General features: G+C 57.1%; 23 protein-coding genes. 14 read left to right on the forward strand and 9 right to left on the reverse strand.

All coding sequences use genetic code 11. The features are described 5' to 3' along the window. Position 1: 1 nt before the first annotated feature. The 4 genes from IPM21_03225 to IPM21_03240 all read right to left on the reverse strand — a co-directional run bounded on the left by IPM21_03225 (position 2) and on the right by IPM21_03240 (position 3,591). Complete coding sequence (locus tag IPM21_03225; protein MBK9162911.1) at positions 2-901, reverse strand: class I SAM-dependent methyltransferase; 900 nt, start codon at positions 899-901, stop codon at positions 2-4. Positions 902-1,033: 132 nt separating this feature from the next. Continuing rightward, entirely contained in the window at positions 1,034-1,732 is a 699-nt protein-coding gene (locus IPM21_03230) for a response regulator transcription factor (GenBank protein ID MBK9162912.1), read from the reverse strand. Positions 1,733-1,738: 6 nt separating this feature from the next. After that, entirely contained in the window at positions 1,739-2,626 is an 888-nt protein-coding gene (locus tag IPM21_03235) for a HAMP domain-containing histidine kinase (protein ID MBK9162913.1), read from the reverse strand. A gap of 86 nt (positions 2,627-2,712) precedes the next feature. After that, a complete protein-coding gene (locus IPM21_03240) occupies positions 2,713-3,591 on the reverse strand; it encodes a fatty acid desaturase (GenBank protein MBK9162914.1) in 879 nt (292 codons plus the stop codon). A gap of 152 nt (positions 3,592-3,743) precedes the next feature. On the opposite strand from IPM21_03240, the gene IPM21_03245 reads away from it, so the two are divergent. The 4 genes from IPM21_03245 to IPM21_03260 are packed head-to-tail and all read left to right on the forward strand — an operon-like array spanning position 3,744 to position 7,229. Beyond that, positions 3,744-4,679, forward strand: a complete 936-nt coding sequence (locus tag IPM21_03245; protein ID MBK9162915.1) for a lysophospholipid acyltransferase family protein — start codon at positions 3,744-3,746, stop codon at positions 4,677-4,679. A 48-nt stretch (positions 4,680-4,727) separates the two neighbouring features. Beyond that, a complete protein-coding gene (locus IPM21_03250; GenBank protein MBK9162916.1) occupies positions 4,728-5,558 on the forward strand; it encodes a nuclear transport factor 2 family protein in 831 nt (276 codons plus the stop codon). Positions 5,559-5,588: 30 nt separating this feature from the next. After that, positions 5,589-6,401: a cyanophycinase gene (locus IPM21_03255; GenBank protein MBK9162917.1), complete on the forward strand. Its 813-nt coding sequence runs from the start codon at positions 5,589-5,591 to the stop codon at positions 6,399-6,401. A 27-nt stretch (positions 6,402-6,428) separates the two neighbouring features. Then, positions 6,429-7,229: a cyclase family protein gene (locus tag IPM21_03260; protein ID MBK9162918.1), complete on the forward strand. Its 801-nt coding sequence runs from the start codon at positions 6,429-6,431 to the stop codon at positions 7,227-7,229. Here the strand turns inward: IPM21_03260 and pta are convergent. Further along, positions 7,226-8,236, reverse strand: a complete 1,011-nt coding sequence (gene pta / locus IPM21_03265; protein MBK9162919.1) for a phosphate acetyltransferase — start codon at positions 8,234-8,236, stop codon at positions 7,226-7,228. The two genes, IPM21_03260 and pta, sit on opposite strands and share 4 nt — an antisense overlap. Positions 8,237-8,344: 108 nt before the next feature. Between pta and IPM21_03270 the strand changes: the two genes are divergently transcribed. The 7 genes from IPM21_03270 to lpxA all read left to right on the forward strand — a co-directional run bounded on the left by IPM21_03270 (position 8,345) and on the right by lpxA (position 17,217). Beyond that, positions 8,345-8,884 (forward strand): DUF1232 domain-containing protein, encoded by a 540-nt coding sequence (locus IPM21_03270; protein ID MBK9162920.1) that lies wholly within the window; start codon positions 8,345-8,347, stop codon positions 8,882-8,884. 141 nt (positions 8,885-9,025) lie between these two features. Then, positions 9,026-11,440 carry an ATP-dependent Clp protease ATP-binding subunit gene (locus tag IPM21_03275; GenBank protein MBK9162921.1) on the forward strand — a complete coding sequence of 805 codons (2,415 nt, stop codon included), beginning with the start codon at positions 9,026-9,028 and terminating at the stop codon, positions 11,438-11,440. 279 nt (positions 11,441-11,719) lie between these two features. Beyond that, complete coding sequence (gene bamA / locus IPM21_03280; protein MBK9162922.1) at positions 11,720-14,815, forward strand: outer membrane protein assembly factor BamA; 3,096 nt, start codon at positions 11,720-11,722, stop codon at positions 14,813-14,815. A gap of 190 nt (positions 14,816-15,005) precedes the next feature. After that, positions 15,006-15,605, forward strand: a complete 600-nt coding sequence (locus tag IPM21_03285) for an OmpH family outer membrane protein (GenBank protein MBK9162923.1) — start codon at positions 15,006-15,008, stop codon at positions 15,603-15,605. Positions 15,606-15,704: 99 nt separating this feature from the next. Next, positions 15,705-16,154, forward strand: coding sequence for a 3-hydroxyacyl-ACP dehydratase FabZ (gene fabZ, locus IPM21_03290; GenBank protein MBK9162924.1), 450 nt, complete (start codon positions 15,705-15,707; stop codon positions 16,152-16,154). A 2-nt stretch (positions 16,155-16,156) separates the two neighbouring features. Beyond that, positions 16,157-16,444 (forward strand): hypothetical protein, encoded by a 288-nt coding sequence (locus tag IPM21_03295; protein ID MBK9162925.1) that lies wholly within the window; start codon positions 16,157-16,159, stop codon positions 16,442-16,444. Then, positions 16,441-17,217 (forward strand): acyl-ACP--UDP-N-acetylglucosamine O-acyltransferase, encoded by a 777-nt coding sequence (gene lpxA / locus IPM21_03300; protein ID MBK9162926.1) that lies wholly within the window; start codon positions 16,441-16,443, stop codon positions 17,215-17,217. The genes IPM21_03295 and lpxA overlap by 4 nt, the downstream gene beginning before the upstream one ends. Here lpxA and IPM21_03305 read toward each other — a convergent pair. The 3 genes from IPM21_03305 to IPM21_03315 are packed head-to-tail and all read right to left on the reverse strand — an operon-like array spanning position 17,214 to position 21,237. Beyond that, positions 17,214-18,638: an FAD-binding protein gene (locus tag IPM21_03305; GenBank protein ID MBK9162927.1), complete on the reverse strand. Its 1,425-nt coding sequence runs from the start codon at positions 18,636-18,638 to the stop codon at positions 17,214-17,216. The two genes, lpxA and IPM21_03305, sit on opposite strands and share 4 nt — an antisense overlap. 2 nt (positions 18,639-18,640) lie before the next feature. Then, positions 18,641-19,924, reverse strand: coding sequence for a VCBS repeat-containing protein (locus IPM21_03310; GenBank protein MBK9162928.1), 1,284 nt, complete (start codon positions 19,922-19,924; stop codon positions 18,641-18,643). A gap of 5 nt (positions 19,925-19,929) precedes the next feature. Further along, positions 19,930-21,237 carry a dicarboxylate/amino acid:cation symporter gene (locus IPM21_03315; protein MBK9162929.1) on the reverse strand — a complete coding sequence of 436 codons (1,308 nt, stop codon included), beginning with the start codon at positions 21,235-21,237 and terminating at the stop codon, positions 19,930-19,932. A gap of 228 nt (positions 21,238-21,465) precedes the next feature. On the opposite strand from IPM21_03315, the gene IPM21_03320 reads away from it, so the two are divergent. From IPM21_03320 to IPM21_03330, 3 genes are read left to right on the forward strand one after another with little or no spacing between them, the layout of a single operon-like run. After that, positions 21,466-22,875, forward strand: coding sequence for a dicarboxylate/amino acid:cation symporter (locus IPM21_03320; GenBank protein ID MBK9162930.1), 1,410 nt, complete (start codon positions 21,466-21,468; stop codon positions 22,873-22,875). Between the two features lie 59 nt (positions 22,876-22,934). Further along, positions 22,935-23,642: a rhomboid family intramembrane serine protease gene (locus IPM21_03325; GenBank protein MBK9162931.1), complete on the forward strand. Its 708-nt coding sequence runs from the start codon at positions 22,935-22,937 to the stop codon at positions 23,640-23,642. Between the two features lie 15 nt (positions 23,643-23,657). After that, entirely contained in the window at positions 23,658-24,632 is a 975-nt protein-coding gene (locus IPM21_03330) for a class I SAM-dependent methyltransferase (GenBank protein MBK9162932.1), read from the forward strand. A gap of 12 nt (positions 24,633-24,644) precedes the next feature. On the opposite strand, the gene IPM21_03335 is transcribed toward IPM21_03330, so the two are convergent. Further along, the gene (locus IPM21_03335; GenBank protein ID MBK9162933.1) at positions 24,645-25,697 is read right to left on the reverse strand and encodes a serine hydrolase; all 1,053 of its coding nucleotides are present in this window, start codon (positions 25,695-25,697) and stop codon (positions 24,645-24,647) included. Between the last annotated feature and the right edge of the window lie 57 nt (positions 25,698-25,754).

Below are 25,754 nucleotides of genomic sequence, written 5' to 3' on the forward strand. Positions count from 1 at the left end.
TTCAGTTCTTAGATGAGTAAAGATAAACGCTATCGGCGCCTTTCGCCAATGTCGGCACTTTCTCGCTCAGCCTCCGAAGTGCTTCAGAGGTTCGTACCAAAGCGCGATAATGCGTTGGGAACAGATCGGCATCGCTTGCTTGAAGGCCGAGGCCGAAATAACAATCGGCGGTCAGCTTTGTGGGCCCGATCAATCGTTCGAAGACCGAAAGGATCTCGGCCGGTTTCCAGTAACGAACATCAAAACCTTCGCCCTCGGCGAAACCGCGACGCCAAAAGTTGTAGAATTGCCGAAGCCCGTAGACGTTTGGCATCTGGATCAGTGAGTTACCGCCGGGCTTCAACACTCTCGCCGCTTCCTCGATGGAGATCTTCGCATTCGCCTTACTCAAATGTTGATAGACGCTGTAGCAAAAAACCGTATCGAACGCAGCGGACCGAAACGGAAGAAAACGGCAGTCACCAACGACGAAATCGGCCTCGATCCCAAGTTGTTTACAAACCCTTTTCGCGGCGAGCACGGCACGCAAACTCGGATCGATCCCGACGGGACGATAACCCAATTGCCCCGCGGCCACACACCAGCGGCCCCAGTTGCAACCGATGTCAAGAAAGGTTGCTCCGTTTCCTTCCGGAAGCCGGAGATGCGGAATCGGATAACGCTCTAGCCGGTTCTGAACCGAGAAGTAGAGGTTGCCGGACGTGTAAGGAACCTCGCCTTGAACAAACGGGTCGATAGTTCCAGCATTGTCTGTTGAGCGATCCGCATCGGTTAACAGTGAATTGTCCTTGATAGCCTCGAACGTACGCTTTATGTAGTCGTGCGTGCTCTCAGCCTCTTCGATCAATAATATCGGGACACCGGAAATGACCGGGTAAACATGGCCATTCTCGCAAACCAATCCGTTGTCACAGCTCCTTAGCGAGCCGTGATCGCGTGGACAACTGAGATGTTCGAAAAGCCAGCTATTCACCTTTCACCGATTTGTGGGCTACGAGATAAGTCGCTATTTTCGCAGAGTGTGCCGCCAATGTCACGACTCGGGCGGGTTGAAGCGGTAGCCGATGCCGCGGACGGTCTGGAGGATGCGAGGATTGTTCGGTTCGTCCTCAAGATAGCGGCGGAGGCGGACGATGAAGTTGTCGATGGCGCGGGTGTCGGTATCGGCGTGGAGTTCCCAGACGTCATCGAGTATCTCGCGGCGTGAGACGGCCCGGCCAGCATTTTCGATAAGGTAGCGAAGCAGCTTTGCCTCCATCAGGGTCAGGCGTTCGGAGCCGCCGCCGTGGCGGAGCTCGAGATTGTCGAGATCAATGATGCGGCCATTGATATTGTATTCCTCTGCGGCGCGTTTTTCGCCCTCGGCCTGCCAACCGCTCCGGCGGATCAGCCCGCGGATGCGTGCGAGAAAGACATTGAGGTCAAAGGGCTTCGGCAGGTAATCATCGGCACCGGCCTCAAAGCCCTTGATCACATCTTCAGGACGGCCGAGAGCCGTCAGCATCAAAATTGGCGTAAAGTCGCTCCGCTCGCGAAGAGTTCGGGCGACTGTAAACCCATCAATGCCCGGCATCATCACATCAAGTACGATCGCATCAAAGCTGCCGCCGGTGATCTGTTCGAGCGCCGTTTCGCCATCGGCGGCAACGCTCGCTTCAAAGCCCTCGGCCTCAAGGTTGAACCGCAGCCCGTTGGCAAGGTGCTCTTCATCTTCGACGATAAGTATCTTCATTTAGTTTCAGCGGCCGGAAAGCGGACAAGAATGGTCGTCCCGCGGCCCTCGGCCCTTGCTCTGGGCACGTGTGCTGCCGCCGTGTTTTTTTACGATAGAACGGACAAGATAAAGCCCGAGCCCGGTGCCCTTGATCGCCTTTGCGCTTTTATCCCCGACGCGGTAAAAGCGGCGGAAAATGCGTTTGAACTCCGTGGCGTCAAGCCCGATGCCTTGGTCGCGGACAAAGACGTCAACCATTCTTCCACCCTTCGAGGGGCGAATGCGGACGGCAACGCGACGCTCATCGGGCGAATACTTTATTGCGTTGTCTAGAAGGTTGAGGAAAACGGTCTGGATCGCCGCGGGGTCGCCGGTGATAAAGAGCGGCGAGGCCGGCGCCGAAATGCGAATTTCGCCTTCATCGAGAGCATAGCGTTTGGTGACGGCCTCGGCAGCTTCGCGGACGGCCTCGCCGACATCTATACGTTCGCTGACGGTGAGGGCCTCTCGCGTGCGGGCACGGCTCGCCTGAAGCACCTCATCGACCGTATGCAGGAGCCGATCGCTATCCTTGAGCATAATGTCGTAAAACTCTGCTCGCTGCTCGGGCGAAATGTCGCGGCTGCGAAGCGTATCGAGGTAGAGGCGGATCGAGGCGATCGGCGTTTTCAGCTCGTGCGTGACGGCATTTAGAAAGGCATCGTGCTGCTCATTGCGGCGGATCTCGCGGACAAGGAAGATGGTATTAAGGATGAGGCCGGTGATGATCAGGGCAAAAAAGATCACCCCGAGGATCATCATCACGACCTCGCGAAAGCTCAAGATTATCCAGCCGACATTGAGCGCAACGGTAAGGGCACTAAGGCTAATGCCGAGAACAAGGAAGAAAATGGCTGACTTTCGCCGCTGCATCGCTAAAAGCCCAAGATTAGAAGCGAAAAGGGCAAAAGTAAAAGCCGTGCTTCTACCTTTGCCCAATTATCGCGAGTGTTTGGTGGTTAGGCCGCGTCCGTTACGGGGTCGAGCTTGACCTGTTTTCGCTCTTCCTGCTTCTTCGGGTCGAAGGCGTAGATGTCCTTGGCGAGCCCGACCATTTCAAGCAGGCGGATCTCGATCCAGTTGATATCAAACTCATACCAGGCAAGGCCGTGTTTTGCTGAACGCGGATGAGCGTGGTGATTGTTGTGCCAGCCTTCGCCCCACGTAAGGGCGGCAACGAGTCCGTTGTTTCGCGAGTCGTCACGCGTTTCAAAGCGGCGGCTGCCCCAGAGGTGCGTTGCCGAATTAACAAGCCAGGTGAAATGCCAGCCAACCACAGTACGGAGAAAAATGCCCCAGAACACCATCCCGATACCGCCAACCGCAAACAGGCCGACGGCGAGTGCGATCACCGGGATCCAGTAAAAGCGATTGAGCACGCGATGAAACTTGTCATCGATCATGTCCGGGCAATAGCGCCGCATCGTCTCTTCTGTCTGGTTCTGCGAGGTGCCGCGAAAGATCCAGCCGATATGCGACCAATAGGTGCCATGCCGCGGGCTGTGCGGATCATTTTCCTGATCGGTAAAAGCGTGGTGAATGCGGTGCGTCGAGACCCAGCTCAGCGGCCCTGACTGAAGGGCGAGCGTTCCGAAAACGGAGAGAGTATATTCAACCCACTTTGGCGTCTTGAAGCCGCGATGCGTCAACAAGCGGTGATAGCCGATGCCGATGCCGAGGCTTCCCGCAAACCACCAGATAAAGGCCGCGACGCCGAGGTTCAGCCAGCTAAAGGTGAAGAGCGCCGCAATGGCTCCAATATGAAAAACGACAACAAAGAATATCGTTGTGAGGTTTAGCGAGCGTTCGCTCGCCGGATTTAAAGTTGCTGTTCCCATCGATCCCCCGAAAAATAAATTGCGGCGGGAGAATTGCCGCACTCTTAGGCTAACACCTTTCAGAGCCGGCGATTGTAAGAGTTTTGTAAGAGAATCGGAGCAAGTTTTTTGGATGGCTTGCTTTCCCTTAAGGTATTGAACAAAAATGGCTTATGGCCCGAAAGGGAAAACTGCAGATATATACCGAATTCGCGGTCGCAAAGAGCATTTTTACGGCCCTTTCGCTGCTGCCGCGGGCTTGGGCAGTCGGGCTCGGGATCGCGGTCGGGCGGCTCGGGTTTCGCGTGCTCGGCGGGCTGCGGCGGGTCGCAATCAGAAACCTCGAACTCGCATACCCGGAAATGTCGGCTGATGAAAGGCTGAGGACGGCCCGCGGAACTTTCGAAAGCCTCGGCCGAGTGCTTGGCGAGGCTAGCCAGTTAAGAAAGATCACACCGGAGAACATTCGGGACATCGTCGATTTCGACCTTGGGCCGGAGATCGATGAGCTTTATCGAAAGGTAAAGGCCGAGAAACGCGGGATCTTGATAACCACCGGGCACATGGGCAATTGGGAACTGCTAGTGCAGGGCTTTGCGATAATCTACGAGCCGATCAGCTTTCTCGCCCGCCCGGTCGATAATCCGCTGATAGAGGAGATGGCGAATTCGCTTCGAACGCGGTTCGGCGCTCGGCCGATCAACAAGAGCAACTCAGCGATGACGGCCATCTCGATACTCCGCGAAGGCGGATTTCTTGGAGCACTCGTCGATGTAAACTCCAGCCGGCAAGGCGGTGTATTTGTGCCGTTTTTCGGCATTCCGGCGTGTACATCGAGCGGAGCGGCCCTGATGGCGATCCGCTCAGGAGCGTTGATCTTCCCTTGCTTTTGCGTTTACGACAGCGAGGCTGGCAAATACAAATTCGTCCACGGCGACCCGATCGAGCCGACGATAACCGGCGACCGAAATGCCGATGTGCTCGTGACCACCGAGGCATTTACCCGCGAGATAGAATCCATCATCCGCCGCTATCCGGACCAATGGCTCTGGATTCACAAACGCTGGAAGACGCGACCGAAAGGCGAGCCCGACCTTTACGGCAGGTAACGCCGAGCCCTTTTCAGAAGCGAGAGTTTCGGCTAAGATTCTCGGCAAATGAAAAAGCTCACGATCTTAATATTTATCCTCGCAAGTTTTGCGGCGGCGGCTTCCGGCCAGGGCTCAAAGGACGCAGGCGATCTGTTGAAACTGCTTGGCGAGTTCCTCGACGGTGCCGGCCGAAATGATGCCGCTATTCACGACCGCTTTTGGGCGGATGAATTGATCTACACCCGCGGTGTTGGCCAGCGGATCGGGAAAGAGGAATTGATGCGCGGCGTCCGCTCCGCCCCGCCCGCAAAGCCGACTGACGCGGTCACGCTCTACAACGCCGAGGACGTGCGGATACAGATCCACGGCAACACCGCAGTCGTCGCCTTTCAGTTGGTCGGAAAGACCATCAACGGCGGCAAAACGACGGTAACGAACCACTTGAATACCGGCACATTCGTGAAACGCGATGGCCGCTGGCAGGCCATTGCCTGGCAAGCGACGCCGATGCGAAAAACTGACGCCGAGGCAAAGGCCGAAGTTCTCGCGGCCGAGAAAACTCTCCAGGATGCCATCGCAAAGAACGACGCAAAGACGGTCCGCGAACTCGCCCATCCTACATTCAACTGGACACACAGCACCGGGCAAGCGACTCCACTCGAACCGTTCATCGAGACCTATTTATCCGGCAAGGTTCGCTTTTCGAACGTCGAATATCGCGATCTGGCGGTCAGCGTTTATGGCGATACGGCCGTCGTCCGCGGCGTCTCACCGCGGGTGCTTAACCGCGAGAACTCGCCGGCCGAGCGGTTTGTTCTGCATTACACAATTACGTTCATCAATTCCAACGGCCGATGGCTGGCGGTTGCTGCTCACTCGAGCCGATCTGAAAAATAACTACGTCACAAAATGAAAACGCAGAAACGGATGAAGAATATTTTCGCGGGCCGACTTGTGCTCGTCGCGGCCATTGTTTTTTTGTTCTCGCTTGACCAGTACGGTCAACAGCGGCTACTCGTCATCGGCGGCGGTGAACGGCCGGCGGCCGCGATGAAGCAATTTGTCACGTGGAGCGGCGGCGAAAAGGCCGAAATCCTGGTCATCACATGGGCGAGCGGAGTTCCCGATGAGAGCTTTGAATCGCTCAAAAAGCAGTTCACCGATGCCGGTGCAGGCACAGTGCTCGATGCTCCGCGGCGGCCGCTCGATGAGAAAGGAAGAGTTGAATTCATGCGAATGCTTGAGCAAGCAAGCGGCGTTTTCTTCTCCGGCGGAGACCAGAACCGAATCATGGATGTGCTTGCCGATGAGCCGCTCTTAGCAGGCCTGCGGGCGAGATTCGCAACAGGTACGCCCTTTGGCGGGACGAGCGCCGGAGCGGCCGTCATGTCAGACCCGATGATGACTGGCGATGCGGATCTGAAGCTGTTGGACGGCAAGCAAGTTGGCGTGAGGAAAGGCCTTGGGCTCGTGCCGAATGTGATATTCGATCAGCATTTCCTCGTACGCCAACGGCATAACCGGCTCTTCGGACTCGTGATGGAGAATCCGCGGATGCTCGGGATCGGTATCGACGAGGACACGGCCGTCCTGATCGAGGACAACCGTCGGCTGCAGGTCGTTGGTAAAACGCAGGTGATGTTCGTCCATTCGCCGAACGGCCGGCAGCCTTTTCACGTCAGTTTTCTGAATTCGGGCGAGCGTTTCGACCTTCGCGAAAGGCGGCCCGCGGGGCGATAGGCCGGTTTTCAAAGAGAGGATAAAGAGATGAAAAAAGCATACCTTGCCGCGGTGGCACTACTTTTCGCCGTTAGCTGCGGAACGCCGGCCGCGGATCCGTTTGCCGGGCAGTGGCTCGACCTGACGCACGACTTTGACGAGAAGACCGTCTATTGGGTGACTGCCGAGCCTTTCAAGCGTACGACGGTTGCGGAAGGAACGACGGACAAGGGCTTTTACTATTCAGCATACAACTTCTCCGGAGCCGAGCACGGCGGGACGCACCTCGATTCGCCGATCCATTTTGCCGAGGGTAAGAAGACCGCCGACCAGATCGAGATCAAGGAACTGATCGGGCCGGGCGTCAAGATCGACATTGCCGCCAAGGCCGAGGCCGACCGCGACTACTTGATCTCGACGGAAGATATAAAGGCGTGGGAAGCAGCGAACGGGCAGATAACCGAGGGCTCGATAATTCTCTTCAGGACCGGTTTTGCGAAACGCTGGCCGGACCTCAAGACCTATCTCGGCACCGACCAAAAGGGGCCGGACGCCGTCAAAGACCTTCATTTTCCGGGACTCGACCCCGCGGCCGCGAAATGGCTGGTCGAGAATAGAAAGATCAAGGCCGTCGGCATCGATACGGCAAGCATCGACCGCGGGCAATCAACGACCTATGAGGCCCACGTTGCGCTAATGACGAACAACATACCGGCATTTGAGAACGTAGGCGATATGAGCCGCCTTCCCGCGAAAGGCTTCCACGTTTTTGCGTTCCCGATGAAGATAAAGGGCGGCTCGGGCGGGCCGCTCCGCATTGCTGCATTTCTTCCGGAAAAACAGCCCTAGAAGTTCGCAGCCTTACGGGCCTGCGATTGGACGGCGGTGATGGCTACGGCATCGACGATGTCTTCGGCCTTGCAGCCGCGGGAGAGGTCGTTGCATGGGCGGTCGAGGCCTTGAAGGATCGGGCCGATGGCGGTCCCGCCGGTGAGGCGTTCGGTCAATTTGTAGGCGATGTTGCCGGCGTTGAGGTCGGGGAAGATGAGGACATTGGCACGGCCGGCGACCTCGGAGCCCGGAGCTTTTGACTCGGCGACCGAAGGAACTATCGCGGCATCGGCCTGCAGTTCGCCATCGATGATCAGCTCAGGAAGCCGGGCTTTAACGGTCTTGGTCGCGGCGATCACCTTATCTAGCAGCTTGTGCTCGGCACTGCCTTTTGTTGAGAACGAGAGCATTGCGACACGCGGCTCGGCCTCGAGCAATGCCCGGCACGAATCAGCCGAAGCCATCGCGATCTCGGCGAGCTGCCCCGCATCGGGATCGATAACAACGCCGCAGTCTGCATAGATCATCGCTCCGCCCGCGCCAAACTTCACGTCCGGCACGACCATCAGAAAAAAGCTCGAGACGGTCTTGAAGCCCGGCTTTACGCCGATGCACCTGAGCGCGGCGGCGACCGTGTGCGCCGTCGTATTGGTCGCACCGGCTACAGAGCCATCGGCCCGTCCCTCGCGGACGAGAAGATTTCCGTAATAGAGCGGATCCTTGACGGCCTGCTCGGCTTCTTCGAGCGTTATGCCCTTTGAACGGCGAAGTTCGTGGTAAAGCCTTGCGAGCCGCTCGCGGTCGTCGCTCTTGCGGTGGTCGATCAGCCGTATGCCGTTGAGATTTGCTCCCGTGTCGGCGGCGAGCTCGCGAATGCGTTCTTCATTGCCGAGCACGGTGATGTCCGCGATCCCATCGCGAACGCACATTTCGGCGGCGGCGAGCGTTCGGGCATCTTCGCCTTCGGGGAGGATGATGTGCTGGCGGTCGGCCGCGGCACGGCGGCGGATCTTTTCGAGGATCATATCCGTTTACAGGCTAACGCTTGCGAATTTAGCATACAACCCGGCGGCGGGAAACTTGCACAAACCGACTCGGCTGAATAGACTTGGGCTATCCCCGATAGGATCGTTATGAGCAAGAGCAAAACCATCTCTGCCGACGAGGCACGACCCGTTAAGCGGAAGCGCGAGGCCAAGGGCCGGATGCGCAATTTCCTTATGTTCCTGCCGAACATGGTCGTCCTGCTCGGCCGGCTCCTAAAGGATGCGAGGGTTCCGACCGGGGAAAAAGCACTCTTCCTGGCCGCGATCGTTTATGTGATCTCGCCCATCGATCTGATACCGGACATTTTCCCCTTCATTGGCCAGGTAGATGATATCTACGTGGTCGCTCTCTCCTTACTGCGTTTGGTCAATCGGACGGACGAAGAGGTCGTCCGGCGACATTGGACAGGCGGCGGCGACATAGTTTCGCTGGCGGATTCCATCGCGAGCATTGCCCCGATGCTCTTGCCGAAGCGTGTTTCGCGAGTGCTCACCTCGCGGGTCGAACTCGCCGAGAGCGGAAAGCTGCTCGGCAACATTGCTAACCGAAATGCCCCGGTAATGGTCGAGCTGCCGGAGCCGGACAGCCGGCCGGTGGTCGAGTCCGGTTCGCGAATGCCCAGCTAGATCAGGAAAAATAAATCTGGATTTACCCTTTGTTTAAGACTATTAAGGGCTAGCTCGTTGAATTTAATCCAGTAAATGATTGCCGATCCCGCCGGTCCATCCGCTATAATTGCGGGTACCGATTCGGCCGAGGCCTATCTTATGTTCGAACGCTATTCAGAACGTTCACGCAGGGTGATCTTTTTTGCCCGTTATGAAGCACTTCAATACGGGTCGCAGGTCATCGCCCCCGAGCATCTCTTGCTCGGCCTCATGCGTGAAGATAAAACGGTCGGCGCACGATTCTTCCCTTACCGAAGATCGATCTCCGTTGAAGCGATTCGCCGCGATGTTGAGGAGCGGATCGCCATACGCGACCGCATTCCGCAGTCGGCCGAGCTTCACCTTTCGCCCGAGGCAAAGAAGGTGCTTTTCTGGGCGAGCGAGGAAAGCCGCCACTTAAAAAGCACAAAGATCCGCCCCGAGCATCTGCTTGCCGGCCTGCTCCGCGAGGAGAAGACCGTCTCGGCGGAGATACTTTTCAAATACGGCGTTCGGGTCGAGGATGTCCGCGATGAGATCGTCCGACAGACCTCCAAGCCGATACCCGCACCGCCGGCCGCCACTCAAGGCCAGCCGGGCGAGCAGAAACAAGCCGGACTCGCCGAGTATACGCGGGACCTGACAGCCGAGGCACAGCAAGGCAAGCTTGACCCGCTGGTCGGCCGCGGTCCCGAGACCGAACGCCTTATCGAGATCCTCTGCCGCCGAACGAAGAACAATCCCGTGCTTATCGGCGAATCCGGTGTTGGCAAGACAGCGATAATCGAAGGGCTTGCCCAGCGGATCGTTGACCGAGCGGTCCCGACCTTTCTTGAAAACAAACGCATACTTTCGCTCGACCTTTCAGCACTGGTCGCCGGTACGAAGTACCGCGGGCAGTTTGAGGAACGCCTCAAGAAAGTGATGGCAGAGGTGCGGCAAGAGCCCGAGGTCATCATCTTCATCGACGAAATTCACACACTGGTCGGAGCAGGCTCGGCCGAGGGCACGCTCGATGCGGCAAACATCTTAAAACCGGCACTTTCACGCGGCGAGATGCAATGCATCGGCGCGACAACGCCCGCCGAATACCGCAAATCGATCGAACGCGACAGGGCGCTCGAGCGGCGATTTCAGGCCGTTCAGGTCGATCCGCCGAGCGAGGCCGACGCGCTTGAGATCATCCGCGGCATCGTTGACCGCTACGAAGCATTTCATCAGGTCCGCTACACGCGTACAGCCATCGAGGCGGCGGTTTCGCAGTCGAACCGCTACATCACCGATCGCTTTCTGCCGGACAAAGCCATTGACCTGCTTGATGAAGCAGGCTCGCGTGCCAAGCTCCGCTATCAGCAGGAAAGCTCGGCTGAGCCTTCGTGGAAAGAGGCGGTCGAAAGCTGGAAGCGCGTCGCTGCGAATGAAGATCAGCTTATCTCGTATGAGCTTCGCAACATCGAGCAATCGCTCGGTGCGGTCGAGGTGACAAAAGACGATGTTGACGATGTTGTCGCCCGCTGGACCGGCATTCCGGTAGCGTCGATCCGTGCAGAAGAATCGAAGAAGCTGCTTGAGATCGAGGCCGAGCTTCACAAACGCGTCATTGCCCAGCGGCCGGCCATTTCCGCACTCGCGAGGGCGATCCGCCGCTCGCGTGCGGGGCTCAAGAATCCGAGCCGCCCGGTCGGTTCGTTCCTTTTCCTCGGGCCGACAGGCGTCGGAAAGACCGAGGTCGCAAAAAGCCTTGCCGAATATCTTTTCGCCTCGGAGCGTTCGCTCATCCGCTTTGATATGAGCGAATTTATGGAAAAGCATTCGGTCTCGAAATTCATCGGCTCGCCTCCCGGATACGTCGGGCATGAAGAAGGCGGACAGCTCACTGAAAAGCTTCGCCGCTCGCCTTACTCGGTAGTGCTCTTTGACGAGATCGAGAAAGCGCATCCGGACGTAGCGAACCTTTTGCTGCAGGTCTTTGAGGACGGAACGCTGACCGATGCCCAGGGGACGGTGGTCGATTGCCGCAACGCGATCTTTATAATGACCTCGAACATCGGCGCCCGTTCGATACAGAAACGCGGAAAACTCGGCTTTCAGGCCGGCGTGGATGCTTCGCGTGAAAAACTCGAGGAACAGGTAATGAGCGAGGTAAAGCAGGCATTTGCGCCGGAGTTCATCAACCGGCTTGACGAAGTAATAATCTTTGACGAGCTCACCGATGCCGACCTTGAAATGATAATCGAGCTTGAGATCGGACGGCTCAATTTACGGCTGGCCGGCCGCGATATGACGCTTCGGCTGACGGACGAGGCCCGCCGCTGGTTCATCGATAAGACCTGCGCCGACCGCACTTACGGTGCGAGGCCGCTGAAGCGTGCGATCCAGCGATACATCGAGGACGAGCTTTCCGAAGCTCTCATCCAGGGCGAGATCTCGGAGCTGAGCGACGTTGAGGTCGCGGTGAAGGATGGCACGCTGAACATCCGCGAAGTTCTGCCCGCCGGGCTTGAAGAGCAGTTTCAGCGAGCCGGAAAGGCATAAGCCATTGCTCAGCAATAACTCAGTAAAGCCCAAGCTTTCGTAAAAGAAACGCTTGGGCTTTCGATTTTCCGTGCGATTCCCTGTATAATTCGGGGTTTTGCCGACGCTATGCGATGAAGGCAACCTGATACTGCCCGGTCGAATCATACGACGCGTATTTTACCGTCATTGAAAAGCCGTCAGCGATTGGATATTCTAGCGAATTAAATTGTTAGTATGGCGGCTTCTGCGGGCCCAAAAAGCCTGCGAGATCGCATTATTTAAGGAATTCCTATTTTTATGCAGAAAGTGAGCGCGTTCGGATTGGCTCTATTAAGCCTGACATTCATGGCTCTCCCGCTCAGAGCTGCCGCAGGCGACGAGACACGAGCGGAAACGCCTGTTCCCGCCGTGGCCAACGAACAGCAGATCGTCGAATCGGTAGATATTCAGGGAAACCGCCGTCTTCGCGATGAGGACCTGCTTTATTACATTCGCACACGCCCCGGCGATGTTTACGACCCGGCGGCTCTTGAACGCGATCTACGCGAACTTCTCTCGCTCAACTTTTTTGATAAAACAGCAACCCGCGTTCTGACGACCGACGGTGTTCGCGGCGGCATCAACGTGATCTTTGAGGTCCGCGAGTGGCCTATCATCCGCGACCTTCAGTTTCGCGGGCTCAAGGCCGTGCAAGAATCCGACGTGCTCAAGGCTTTTCGCGAACAGCGGGCCGGTATTTCGAAGGAAGCCGTTTACGACCCCGTAAAGGCACGTGGTGCGACCCGCATCCTTCGCGAACTGCTTGCCTCCCGCGGCTACCCGAACGCGACCGTAAAGATAGAGGAAGAAGAGGTTTCGGCCACCTCTATCGCCGTCACGTTTGCTATCGAACAAGGCTTCCGCTCGCGGATCGTTGAGATAGCCTTTGAAGGCAACGAGAACTTCAAGGACGGCGAGCTGCGAAACGCGCTTGAGCTTGTAAGAGAGACCGGCCTTATTTCGCGCTTTCAAGGACAGGACATTCTTGATATGCAGAAGCTGCAGTTTGACCTGCAGAAGAATGTTCGCTCGTACATGTTCTCAAAGGGCTATTTTCAGGCCCGCATCGGTGACCCGGTCGTCGAAGGCCTCGGCGTAAAGCGGACCAGCTTCATTCCGTTCATCGTTCTGCCGCTTCCGCTTATTTCATCAAAGGACGACACACTCAAGATCACCGTGCCGATAACCGAAGGCAAGATCTTCCGCGTTGGCGAACTGAAAGTCGAGGGCAACTCGATCTATTCCGAGGAGCAGATCCTTGGGGCGGTCGGGCTGAAAAAAGGCGAGATCGCAAATGGCAAGCGTCTGCAGGACGCGGTTTACGAAGACCTCAAGCAGGTCTACGGAAACCAAGGCTTCGTTAATTACAACGCCGAGTTCGAGCCGAATTTCCGCGACAACCCGGACAATCCGAACGAGGGTATCGTCGATATCACGATTCTCATTGAGGAAGGAAAGCAGTTCTCGCTCCGTCGGCTCGAATTTACCGGAAATACGTTTACTCGCGATCGAGTGCTCCGCCGTGAATTTCTTTTGAACGAAGGCGACATCTATAACCAGCGGGCACTTGAGATCTCGCTAGCCCGTGTCAACCAGACGCAGTACTTCGACCCGATCGACAAGGACCAGGACGTAGAAACGCGGACGGACGAAGACCAGGGCGACGTTGACCTCGTCGTCAAGGTCAAGGAAAAAGGCCGCCAGCAGATATCTTTCAACGGAGGCGTCTCGGGCATCGGCGGCTCATTCTTCGGGCTTGAATATTCGACCAATAACCTCGCCGGCCGCGGAGAGGTTCTTTCGCTCGCTTTCGGTGCGGGCAACCGCCAGCAGAGCTTCCAGCTTTCTTATCAGGAGCCGTACTTCCGCGACCGCCCGATCTCGGTCGGCGCCTCGCTTTTCGCCTCGCGATACAAGTTCTTCGGCGAGGGTACGTTCCTGACGCAGAATGCGAACGTACTCGAGGATCTCTTTAACCCATTTGGCCAGGTCGTTACTGATGAGAGTAATCTCTTTACCCAGACAACTATCGGTGGTTCGCTCTTTGCGACGGCACCGCTTTCCGAACTCTTTTTCAAGAAGCGACCGTTCTCGACCTTCTCGCGCGTCGGGCTTTCGTATTCGCTGACGAGCACTTCGATCTCCGATCCGCCGATCAATGAGTCGGCAGACCCGGCGGCACGGATCCCGATCATCTATCGTCAGCCGGGCATTATCACCAGCCGCGTGACCGGATCTTTTGTTTACGATACGCGGCAGCCGGCGGCAAATGGCATCGACACAAACAGCGGCACCCAGCTTTCGCTTTCGCTCGCATTTGCCGGCCTCGGCGGCGACGTGCGGACCTATCAGCCGAACATCACATTTTCAAAGTTCATCCCGGTCCGCCGCAAGAACAGCCGAAATCCGGAAGTGTTCGCATTCCGCATCCTCGCCGGAACGGTCGGAAGCTGGTCGACAAGCCAGGCCGTCCGCGACGCAAACTCGATCTCGTTCATCGGCGGCGTGCCGATCTTTGAGCGTTACTTCCTCGGCAGCGAAAATGACGTCCGCGGCTATAACTCGCGAGCCATCGGGCCGATCGCACCGTTCGATACGTACGTGACGACGCGGAACGTTTCCGTCGCGACCAACCCTGTTGGCACGCCGACACCGATCACGGGCTTCCCGACCGGTTCTCCGATCCCGAGTCAGATCGCCGCCATCGGCCAGTTGACCGGCCCGGACGGAGCGAACCCTGCACTCTTTTCACGCAATTTCCGCTTTATCGGCGGCGATACGCAGTTGCTCGGCAACTTTGAATACCGCATTCCGATCTTTGGCCCGGCGACGCTGGCGGCATTTGCGGATATCGGAACGGTCTTTAACCTTCGGAAATCGGGAACTCAGCGGATCAATAGTGAATTTTTAAACGACGACGTTTTCCTCGGGGCTGGCCGCATTACGGCACTCGGGCTGATCAATACGCCCGTACTCGAAAGCAGCTTTGGCAGCATTCTTTACTACCGCGGCCGTGTGATGACGAAGACCGACTTCGTTAACGAATTCTGCCGCGGTAACCGATTCGGCTGCCCGACCTCGCTTTCACCCGAAGTGCAGCAGTTTTTCCTTCGCGGCGAGGCCCAGCAGAATTCGCTGCTTCGCGTGGATGATGCCGCATTCAGCAAGATCGGCGACTTTAAGGCAACGGTCGGGCTTGAACTTCGCGTTCAGGTGCCGGTGGTCAATGTCCCCTTCCGGTTGATCTACTACTACAACCCGAACGGTAAGTTTGGGTTTACGGAAGATCTGCCGGGAATTTTTCTACCGGGACAACGGAGCGGTTTCAGGTTTACGGTCGGCCGCACATTTTAACCCGGCAGCTTAGGCGGCCGTTTTCGCGAGGCGGCCGTTGTTTGACTTAGCATTCGCGGATAAAATATCATCGTAATTCTTTTTGCCTGCAAGCGATCACGTTAGCAACGCATAGGGCCTGTTTCGTTTCTAAGTATTTTACAGAAGATCAGGACGACTTCAGGGAAGTAAGTAGGAGTTAGTTTAAGCAATGAAAAAAGTACTATTTTTAGCAGTAACGTTGGTTTTTGCGGGTGTATTCGCCGCTCCGGCCTATTCGCAGGGCACGACGGGAGCAGCAGCGGGCAGCAAGATGGGCTGGATCGATACCCGTTTCTTTGGCGATGAGAAAGAAGGCATCAAGCGGCTGGCCGCAGCCTACCTCGCTCTTGAAAAAGAGGCACAGCCGAAAGAGCAGGAACTCGTCGGCATTCAGAACCGCCTTCAGGCGATCGCGACCGAGATCAACACTATTCGGACTGCCGCCGCTGCCCCGAACGCACCGCCGTTCAACCCGCGGACCATCACCGATAAACAGGACGAAGCCGCTCGGCTTCAGCGTGAAGGCGAGTTCAAAAAGAAGGAATTCGACGCCTTTCTCGAAAAGCGGTCAGGCGAGCTCCTTGGCCCGGTCAATCAGGACATCGTCCAGCGAATCAGTGATTTTGCAAAGCAGAAGGGATATACTGTCGTTTTCGACATCTCGAAAATGGCGGAGGCCGGTGCGATCTTGCACCTCGACCCCTCGACCGATATCACGAAGGAATTCATTACCTTCTACAACGCACGCCCGGCAACGGCTCAGCGGTAGTTGGCTTCGGCTTTGACCCTGAAAACGTAAGCAGCAGGCGGCCGGCGGGAACTTGCTCCTGTCGGCCGTTGGCTTTTATTATTAACAGTGCTTTCCCCAATGGCCATTTACGATTCGATAGCGATCCAAGAGATACTTCCGCACCGTTATCCCTTCTTGCTCGTTGATAAGATCATCGAGCTTGAGCCCCGCGTCCGGATAGTCGGCATCAAGCAGGTAACGACGAACGAGCAATTCTTCCAAGGCCACTTTCCGGGCGTTCCGGTAATGCCCGGAGTTTTGCAGATCGAGGCACTTGCGCAGGTCGGTGCGATCCTTGCCCTTCGCGAGTTTGAGGACCGCGACGAAAAGATCCCCTATTTCAGCGGCATCGAGAATGCGAAGTTTCGTCGCCCGGTCGTCCCGGGCGATACGCTCCGGCTTGAGGTCACGGCCCTCCGGATCGGGTCGCGCATTCAGAAGATGCGGGGCGTGGCGACCGTTGACGGAAACGTCGCGACCGAGGCGATAATCACAAGCGTGATCGCACCGCGAACGCCTAAGGAGTAACCATGGAACCGATACGGGTAGAGGGAATCGAGGCCGTTTATCTTTTTGCCGCCATCAATGCCGCGGTCGGTTTTGTGCTCGGGCTCATCCCGCTCGGTTTCGGATTTTTCCGGGGGCGGGCCAAGCTCGGCGTACTCGGGATAGTTTCCGCGACGCTCGGCGGTGCGATCCTCGGGCTCTTTCTTGCTCTGCCGGCGGTTGTCATCTTTACGTGGCTCATCATCCGCAGCGATAAGAGCACAACGCCCGACCCGGTCGAATCCGACACAGAAAACCCGACCGACCTATGACCTTCATCCATCAAACGGCGATCGTCGCCCCTGAGGCCGAGCTCGGTGCGGACTGCTACATTGGGCCGTTTTGCACGGTCGGCGAGGAAGTTCGGCTTGGGGAAGGTGTCCGGCTTGATTCACATGTGGTCGTCGGCGGGCGAACATCGATAGGCCGCGGAACCCATATCTTCCCTTTTGCTTCCGTAGGGCTCGCCCCGCAGGACCTGAAATATGGCGGCGAAGAAACCGAGACCTCGATCGGCGAGGAGAACCAGATACGGGAATTCGTTACGATCCATCGCGGCACGGCCGGCGGCGGCGGGCGGACACGCATCGGCGATCGCAATCTGCTGATGGCACAGGCCCACGTGGCCCACGACTGCCAGGTCGGGAACGATGTGATAATGGCGAACGCGGCCACGCTCGCCGGGCACGTTGAGATCGCCGACCGGGCGAACGTCGGGGCATATTCGGGTGTGCACCAATTTTGCCGCGTCGGCCGCGAGGCGTTTGTCGGCGGGTATTCGGTGGTGGTTAAGGACGCTCCGCCTTTCGCCATAATCCAGGGCAACCATGCCAAATGCTTTGGCCTCAATCGCGTCGGTATGCGGCGCCGCGGCTACGCAAAAGAGGTCATCGAAAATCTGAACCACGCCTACCGGCTGCTGCTTTCCTCAAAGCTAAACACCACGCAGGCACTCGAACGCATCCGTGAAGAGATCAGCGGTTGCGAAGAGGTGGACCTCCTGGTCGAGTTCATCGAATCATCAAAACGCGGGGTCGTGCTCTAAACAAACATCTTGCCTGGGTTTAGGATGCCTTTGGGGTCGAAGGCATTTTTGATCGCTTGCATTATCTCGAGCGTCGGGCGGTCGATGGCGTAGTGCATGTATTGCGACTTGACGTAGCCGATGCCGTGCTCGCCGGAGATGGTGCCGCCGAGTTCAACGGAGAGCTGAAAGGTCTCGGCGACGCACTCGCGGGCTCGGGCGATGGCAGCGGGATCGTTGCGGTCAACTACGAAATTGACATGGATGTTGCCATCGCCGGCATGGCCGAAATTGGCGACGAAGGTGTCGTGCGTTTTGCCGATCTGCTCGATGCGGGCGACGAGTTCAGGCACCTTTGACCGCGGCACGACGACGTCCTCGTTTATCTTCAGCGTGCCATATTTCATCAGGCTCGGGCTGATCGCCCGGCGGACGTCCCAGAGCTTGTCTTCCTCTTCTTTCGAGCGGGCACGGAGGACGTCGAAACCGCCATTCTCCGCGATGATCTTCTCGATGATGATAGCCTGCCGCCCGACCTCCTCGCGGGATCCATCGACGGCTACAAGCAGTATCGCTTCGGCCTCTTTCGAGAGCCCGAAGGCGAAATTTTCTTCGACCGCCGCGACGCAGAACTTGTCGATGACCTCCATCGCCATCGGTAGGATGCCGAGCGGCGTAAATTTGGTGAGCACCTTGCAGGCCGCCTCCATCGAGGTGAAATTTGCACGAACGGTCGAGGTCGCCTCGGGCATCGGCAGAAGCTTCAGCGTCGCTTCGGTGATGATGCCGAGCATGCCTTCCGAGCCGCACATCAGGCTCGTAAGGTCAAAGCCGACGACGTTCTTAACGGTCCGCCCGCCGGTGCGGATGATGTCACCCTGGGCCGTTACTACCTCGAGCCCGAGAACGTGGTGCTTGGTCACGCCGTACTTCGGCGTCCGCATTCCGCCGGCGTTTTCGGCGATGTTTCCGCCGATGAATGAATCCTTATAACTCGCCGGATCGGGTGCGAACATCAGCCCGACCTCGGCCGCGGCTTGCTGCACTTCAAAGGTAGTGAGTCCCGGCTGGCAGGTGATGTAGAGGTCATCGGCGTTTATCTCGATGATCTGCTTCATCCGGTCCGTGCCGATGACGATGCCGCCTTCGACCGGAACCGCACCACCCGTGTAACCGACGCCGCCGCCGCGTGCCGTAGCGGGAAAGACGACCTCGTTTGCGAGCTTCAGTATGGCAGCCATCTCGGCGGTCGTTGCGGGAAAGACGACGGCTTCGGGCGGAAACTTCTCCTTTACCGCGTCCGCGCCATAGGGCTCGACCCGTTCAGGATCAACGACGACATTCTCTTCACCGACGATTGCCCGCAGGCGGTCAAGAACATCAGGCCGCGACGCATTGGTCGTCGTGCGGCCGGCGGATTCAAAATGGATAGACTCGAACATACCTAAAAATCCCCTTGCAGGCCGAATGTCTCTATCCGCGGTTGGCCAGTTGAACTTTGCAGAATGAAAAAAACACGCTGGCCGTCGATGGCACGAGTTACGGCCGGGTCCGTGCGGCCGTCGCCGTCATAATCGCCGAGCTTTACCACATCGCTTGAAAGTCCCCACGGGATGACAGACATCGACCCGTCGGAGCTTCGGCGGATGTAGAAGAAACGCTGGCCGCTCTGGTTGCGGATGACCAGAAGATCGGCCTTTCCGTCGCCGTCGAAATCGCTCCGGCCGGTGAAAAAGGCGTCGTTGCTTAAGCCCCATTGGATAACGCTGACGGATCCGTCCGAACTGTTCCTGACCCACCAATATCGCAGGCCGCCTTCGCTTCGGGCGATGGCGAGGTCTGCCGTGCCGTCACCGTCAAAATCGTTCGGGGCAGGAACATCGCCGGGCTGTCCCCAATATTCATAGCGAACGGAGCCGGTCGAGCTTTCGATAATGTACCAAACGCCGCCGCGGAAAACAGCGATATCAAATCGGCCGTCGCCGTCGTAATCCGCCGCCGCGAAGAAGTCGCTGAGCGATGAACTGCCCCATTGCGTCGTTTCGAGTACGTTCGTCGAACTCGGCAAGATCCGCCAGAAGACCTCCGAGGCGTAACGTGCGGTAGAGAAATCGGAGCGGGCATCGCCGTCCCAATCGACCGTCAGCGAGACCGAGTCGCCCGGTTCGCCGAGCCGCTGTTCGAGGTAACCGCCGTCGGTGCTGCGAAGAGCGAAGAAGGTGTTCACCGAGTTGCGATAGACCTGCAGGTCGGTCCGGCCGTCACCGTCGTAGTCGTTGTAAGTGCCGTTCGCGAGTTTAAATTGGCCTCGGATCTCGCCCGCGGGAAACCCCGCCGACGATATCTGTGCATACCAGCGGTTCGAGCGGAACTCACCAGCAACGTCACCGCTGCTTCCAAGACTAAGCCCGAAGCTGCCGCTTTGATCGGCAAGTGGCAAAGAGAACACCGGCGCCGCCGTCTGCCCGACAGCCGTATTTCGATGGAGTGTGAAAGAGGTCCCAGCAGCCACGCCGGAATACGAACAATCAAGGTTGAAACCGGTGCCCTGAGCATCAAGCACAGCGGAGCAAAATCCTCTGCCGAAAGATGCACTGACCGGAACCACCTGAAGGCCTGAAAGCGACGCAACGAACTTCTGCTGGGCGTGAACGCGTCCAACCGAGATCGTCACAAAAGCAAAAACCGCAACGGCCCAAACACCGGACCGGATCACTGATTTCAACATACTACTTAGATCACTTCTTCTAATCGATCATCCCAGTTTTGCTCTTTGGGCTCGCCGAGCCGGCCCAGCGACTTAGCAACGATCATCGAGACCGTAGCGTCGCCGGTGACGTTGATCGTTGTCCGGCACATATCGAGCGGCCGGTCGATGGCGAAAATGAGAGCAAGGCCGACCTCGGGAATTCCGGCCTGTGCGAGAACGATGACAAGCATCACCATTCCCGCTCCGGGAACCGCAGCACTGCCGATAGAGGCGAGCGTTGCCGTAAGGATAATGCCGAGCTGTGTTCCAAAGCTCAGGTCCATCCCGAAGGTCTGGGCGATAAAAACGGCTGCGACGGCTTGGTAAAGACTAGTGCCGTCCATATTTACCGTCGCGCCGATCGGAAGCACGAAGCTCGCGACGTCATCATCAACGCCGAGGTGCTCGGTAACGCGCTCCATCGTCACCGGAAGCGTGGCCGCACTTGAGCTCGTCGAAAATGCCAGAAGCTGCGCCGGGGCGATTCCCTTGAGGAAAAACGCTGGGGACTTTTTGGTAAATGCCCAAACAAGAAAAATGTAAAAGCAATACAGTAGGGCGAGCCCTAAGACGACCGACATCGCATACCAAAGCAGTGCGAAAAAGAGATCCGGCCCCGGAGCCTCAGCAATGATCGCCGCGAGCAACGCAAAGACACCGAATGGAGCCGCCAGCATTATCAGGTCAATCATCTTGAGCACAACTTCATTGAGCCCGTTAAAGAATCCTTTCACCGGAGCCGCCTTGTCGGGCGGTATCAATATCAGCCCGATGCCGAAAAACAATGCAAAAATGATCACCTGCAGCATGTTGCCGTTTGAGCTAGCCGCGGCAATGATATTCTCCGGCACCAGGTCTTCGAGTGGCTTTAGCGGGCCTGTCTCTTTCTGCTTTTCTGCGGCGGTGATGCGAGCTCCTGCATCTTTCTCATAACTTGCAAGAAGTTGGGTGCGGGTCTCTTCGCTGACTGCACTTCCGGGCTTAACGATGTTAACGATGGCGAGCCCAAGACTGACCGCGATCACGGTCGTCGCGATATAGATCGCGATGGTCCGCACGCCCATCTTTGAAAGTTGTGTGATGTTGTTAAGGTCGGCAATGCCGGAGATCAGCGAACCGAGAATGAGCGGGATCGCGATCAGCTTCAGGGCATTGATAAAGATCGTTCCGAACGGTTTTATCCAGTCAACGATAAAACCTTTTCCCCATTCGAACTGGATAAGTAATGCCGCGAAAGCCACGCCCGCAGCCATACCGAGCAGTATCCGCCAGTGCAACGCAAGTTTTTTCATGTAGGGAAGTTTCGCCTTTTTTGCTCGCCAAATCAAACAACATAAGTTCGGAAGCCACGCACCGCATAGACAGGAGCTACTTCGTTGCAACTTATGTTGCAAACTGCATTAGGTCCCGAAGTAAATCTTCAAAGCGCGGACCGTAAGCCCCTTTTAAGCTTGTAGTCACCGGGCTTTTCTCACATAATTCGAGTGCTTCAACAGATTTTCTCGCGACCGGAGAGTTAAATGAGCAACAGTGAAAAAGAGCAGATACCGCCCGATGACTACGAGCAGGAACTAACGACTGACCTTGACGACGACACACCGGACAAGCCGAAGGGCATGCCGCTGCACACAAAGATCCTGATCGGCCTCGTGGTCGGCGTCGGTGGAGGGCTGCTCGCCAATTGGATCTGGGGCGGCGACCACAGCGGCGTTGTCTGGACGGTTGAGAACATCACCAGGCCGGTCGGGCAGCTTTTCCTCAACCTTCTTCTGATGATCGTTGTGCCGCTGGTTTTCTCGTCGCTGGTCGTCGGCGTTGCGGGGATCGGCGATATCCGCAAGCTCGGCCGGATCGGGTTCAAATCATTCGCCTATACGCTCATCATTTCGGCCATCTCGGTCGTTATTGGGCTGACGCTGGCGAATACGATCAGGCCCGGCGAACGGATCAGCCCCGAGACTGCCGCGGCGCTGAAAGAAGAATTCAGCAGCGGAGCCTCAGCCGCCACCGAGGCCCAGCGAAAAGCGGCCGAGACAGCAAAGGCGGATACGCCGTTGATGCAGGCCGTGAAGACCATCGTCCCGAGCAACGTCTTCAATTCGATCTCCGCAGCGAGCCCGAACATGCTCCACATAATGTTCTTTGCGCTCATCATTGGGGTCGCTATAACGCTCCTGCCTTCAGCGGTCTCGGCTCCGTTTGTGAATGTCTGCGAATCGCTTTTTGCGATTACGGCAAAGATCATTGATATCGTGATGAAATTCGCTCCATACGCGGTGGCGTGCCTACTTTTCAACAACATCGCGCAGTTTGGGCTCGAGCTTCTTCAATCGCTCGGATGGTTCGTCGTTACGGTGCTCCTCGGTCTCTCGATCCATTTCTTCGGCGTCTATTCGCTCTCGATCTATTTCCTTTCGCGGCTCAATCCGCTGGATTTCTTCCGGCGCGTTCGGACGGTGATTTTGACGGCTTTCTCAACCTCATCTTCGAACGCGACACTGCCGACCGCACTTCGCGTTACGCATGAGAACCTCGGAGTGCCAAAAGAGATCAATAGCTTTGTGCTTACGGTCGGAGCGACGGCGAACCAGAACGGAACTGCTCTCTACGAGGGCGTGACGGTGCTCTTCCTCGCACAGCTTGCCGGTGTTGATCTGACGATTTCACTGCAATTGATGGTCGTTTATCTCGCCATCCTTGGCGGCATCGGGACTGCAGGCGTGCCGAGCGGCTCGATTCCCTTCATCATCGGCATTCTCTTCATGATCGGCATCGATCCGGCACTGATCGCAATCATCCTCGGCGTTGATCGCCTATTGGATATGTGCCGTACAACGCTGAACGTTGTTGGCGACATCACGGCCGCAACTTTCGTCGCCCGGAGCGAAGGATACGAGCTGTTGCAGACCCGCGAAGATATTGGAGCTTGATAGGTTTGAGTGTAGTATTGCGGGAACACCTCTAAATTTTTCGGCGGAGGACTGGGCTTATGTTTCCGATCGGCGATGACAACAGTGATATAAAGATAGTTCCTTTTGTGAACTATCTTTTCATCGGGCTCAACGTGCTTGTCTTTGTGCTGCTGCAGCAGCTCGGGTCGAGCGAGTCGTTCACGTACGCCTGGTCGCTGGTGCCGCAGGAGATAACGACGGGAGTTGACCTGAGCGGTGTACAGGTCGTTCGCGACTCGATGGGAAACTCGGCCGAGATACGGCATTATTCGACGCCGCTGTCGGTCTATTTCAATTTCATCAGCTCGATGTTCATGCACGGCAGTATCGGACACATCGTCGGAAACATGTTGTTCCTTTTCGTCTTTGGCGATAATCTCGAGAACCTGATGGGCCACGTCCGGTTTGCCGCTTTTTATATCTTTTGCGGCATCGCTGCGGCTCTTGCCCAGGTCGCGATGGACACCTCGTCAGTAATACCGATGCTCGGAGCCTCGGGGGCGATCTCCGGTGTGCTCGGCGGCTACATACTCCTTTTTCCGCAGCGGCAGGTGCGGGCCGTTATCTTCAACTTCCTCACGACGGTGCCGGCCTTTGTCGCACTCGGTATCTGGATCGTCTACCAGATCGTTCTCGGAGCATTGACACCGGCGGGGACGGGCGGCGTCGCCTATGCGGCACACATCGGGGGCTTCATCGCCGGACTTGCACTTGTCAAGGTCTTCACCATTGGCCGCAGGGTCTGAGCGGCCGCAATCGTTATGAGCTTCGCATGCCGGGTTTGCGGCAACGCATCAGGAAACGCCGAGCACACTGCTCGCGAGATGATGTTTGGCACTCGCGACGAATTCGTTTATTGCGAATGCTCGAAATGCGGGACTCTTCAGATCAAGGAAATACCCGAGCTCGCGAAATACTATCCCGATAATTACCTGTCGTTTAACTCTGAAACGCCGGTCGGCCGGACGGCGATCCACCGATTTGCGGCACGGGTGATCGGACAACATTTTGTAGAAGGACGCGGGTTTGCCGGCAAGCTTTTGTCCCGAATGCGGCCCGGTTTTGCCGGGAACTTCCCGGCGACCCTGCGCGATCCTGAGCTCAGACTCACCTTTGATTCGCGGATACTCGATTTCGGCTGCGGCAAGGGGCAACTGCTTCAAACGCTGCATTATTTCGGCTTTCGCGACCTGACCGGTGCCGATGCATTCATCGAAGGCGACATCGAGCTGCCCACCGGGGTTCGCATTCTGAAGCGGCCGCTCAGCGAACTCGAACCTGGATTTGACCTGATCATAATGAGCCATTCGTTCGAGCATTTGCCCGATCCGAAGGCGGCATTGCGTGATGCGTTTCGGCTGCTCCGGCCGGACGGCCACCTTCTGATTGCGATGCCGGTGATCAACTTTGCTTGGGAGAAATACGCAACGGACTGGGTTCAGCTCGACGCTCCGCGGCATTTGTATCTTTTTACTGAACGGGCTTTCACTGACCTTGCGAACGACGCCGGATTCTCCGTCGCTTCCGTCCGCTATGAATCGAAGGCGTTTCAGTTCTGGGGAAGTGAAATGTATAGGCAGGATATTCAGCTAATACCAGACGGGGCACCGGGCGTGATCCATCCGCCGGATATTTTCACGGACGCTCAGATGGCCGAGTGGGAACGCGAAGCGGCAAGGCTGAATGCGGAAGGCCGCGGAGATACCGCGACCTTCATACTCAAGCGGCCCGAATAGAAACATGGACCGTCACTTTTTTCCAAGCAGCAGCTGCAAAAATTCGCCATCGTCAAAGCGTCCTTGCCTTGCCTGCCGCACGACAACCATCTTTTCCGACGGGATGATGTAGAGCCGCTGATTGCCGGCTCCGGCGGCGACGTAGATGTCCCGAGGAAGGTCGTTGCCGAAGCCGCGTTTACTTATTGCGGTGGTGTTTGCCTCGCGGTCGCCAAGTAATCGGCCAAGACGGCCGCGATTTTCGGCGACATTTGCATTGCTTTCGCCGGACCGATTGAGCCAAAACGTAATGCCGTAGTTCGGATTGGCCTTCGAGCCTTTGGTCAGTTCGTCAAGCAGGCTTTTCTTGATGATCTGTTTCCCGTTCCACTTGCCGCCATCGAGAAGCAGCCTGCCAAACTTGAGCCATTCTCCGGCGGTCAAGTACGCCCCCGAAGGCAGGTTCGGCTGGCCTGCCTGCATTGTCCAGCGGGCATATTTCAGCCCGATCGGATCGAAGATCCGGCGCTGCATGTAGGCCACAACGCCTTCCTTCTTCGGTTCGAGCTTTCGGCGAAGAGCCTCGCCAAAGACCTGGAACGGCACCGGGCCATACTCGAAGGTCGTGCCGGGCTCGAACTTGGAGCCAAAGCCTGCGGCCTCGGAATATGAGGGTGGACGGCCGATCGGGCCCGAGTCCAGCCCGCCCGTCAGCGTCAGCAATTCGCGGTAGGTCATCCGTGACTTTCGTGGATCCGAACGCCATTCCGTAAGCACCTCTGAAACGCGTTCGTCGAAGCCCTTTATCAAGCCGTCCTCGATCGCAGCGGCGAGCATGACACCGACGAAAGACTTCGTACCGCTAGCCAGAAGGTGCGGAGAATCGGCCGAATGGCCGTTGTGATATTCCTCGAATACGACCTTGCGATCCTTATAAACGATCAGCGAAAGACCGCGGGCGTCGCTCGAGTAATCAGCAGCCTTCCGATAAGGCGAGTCCGCTTTCGAAGGCCGTGACTGTGCTGCGACGCCGCATGCCGTAAGTGATAGCAGTGAAAGTAGTGCAACAATATAAACTCTTCGCATAATTACCTCCGGAGACAAAAATAGCCGGCAGCCAAAGTAACGCGTCGGCCGCCGGCT

The organism is Acidobacteriota bacterium (assembly GCA_016716435.1).
Lineage (GTDB): Bacteria > Acidobacteriota > Blastocatellia > Pyrinomonadales > Pyrinomonadaceae > OLB17.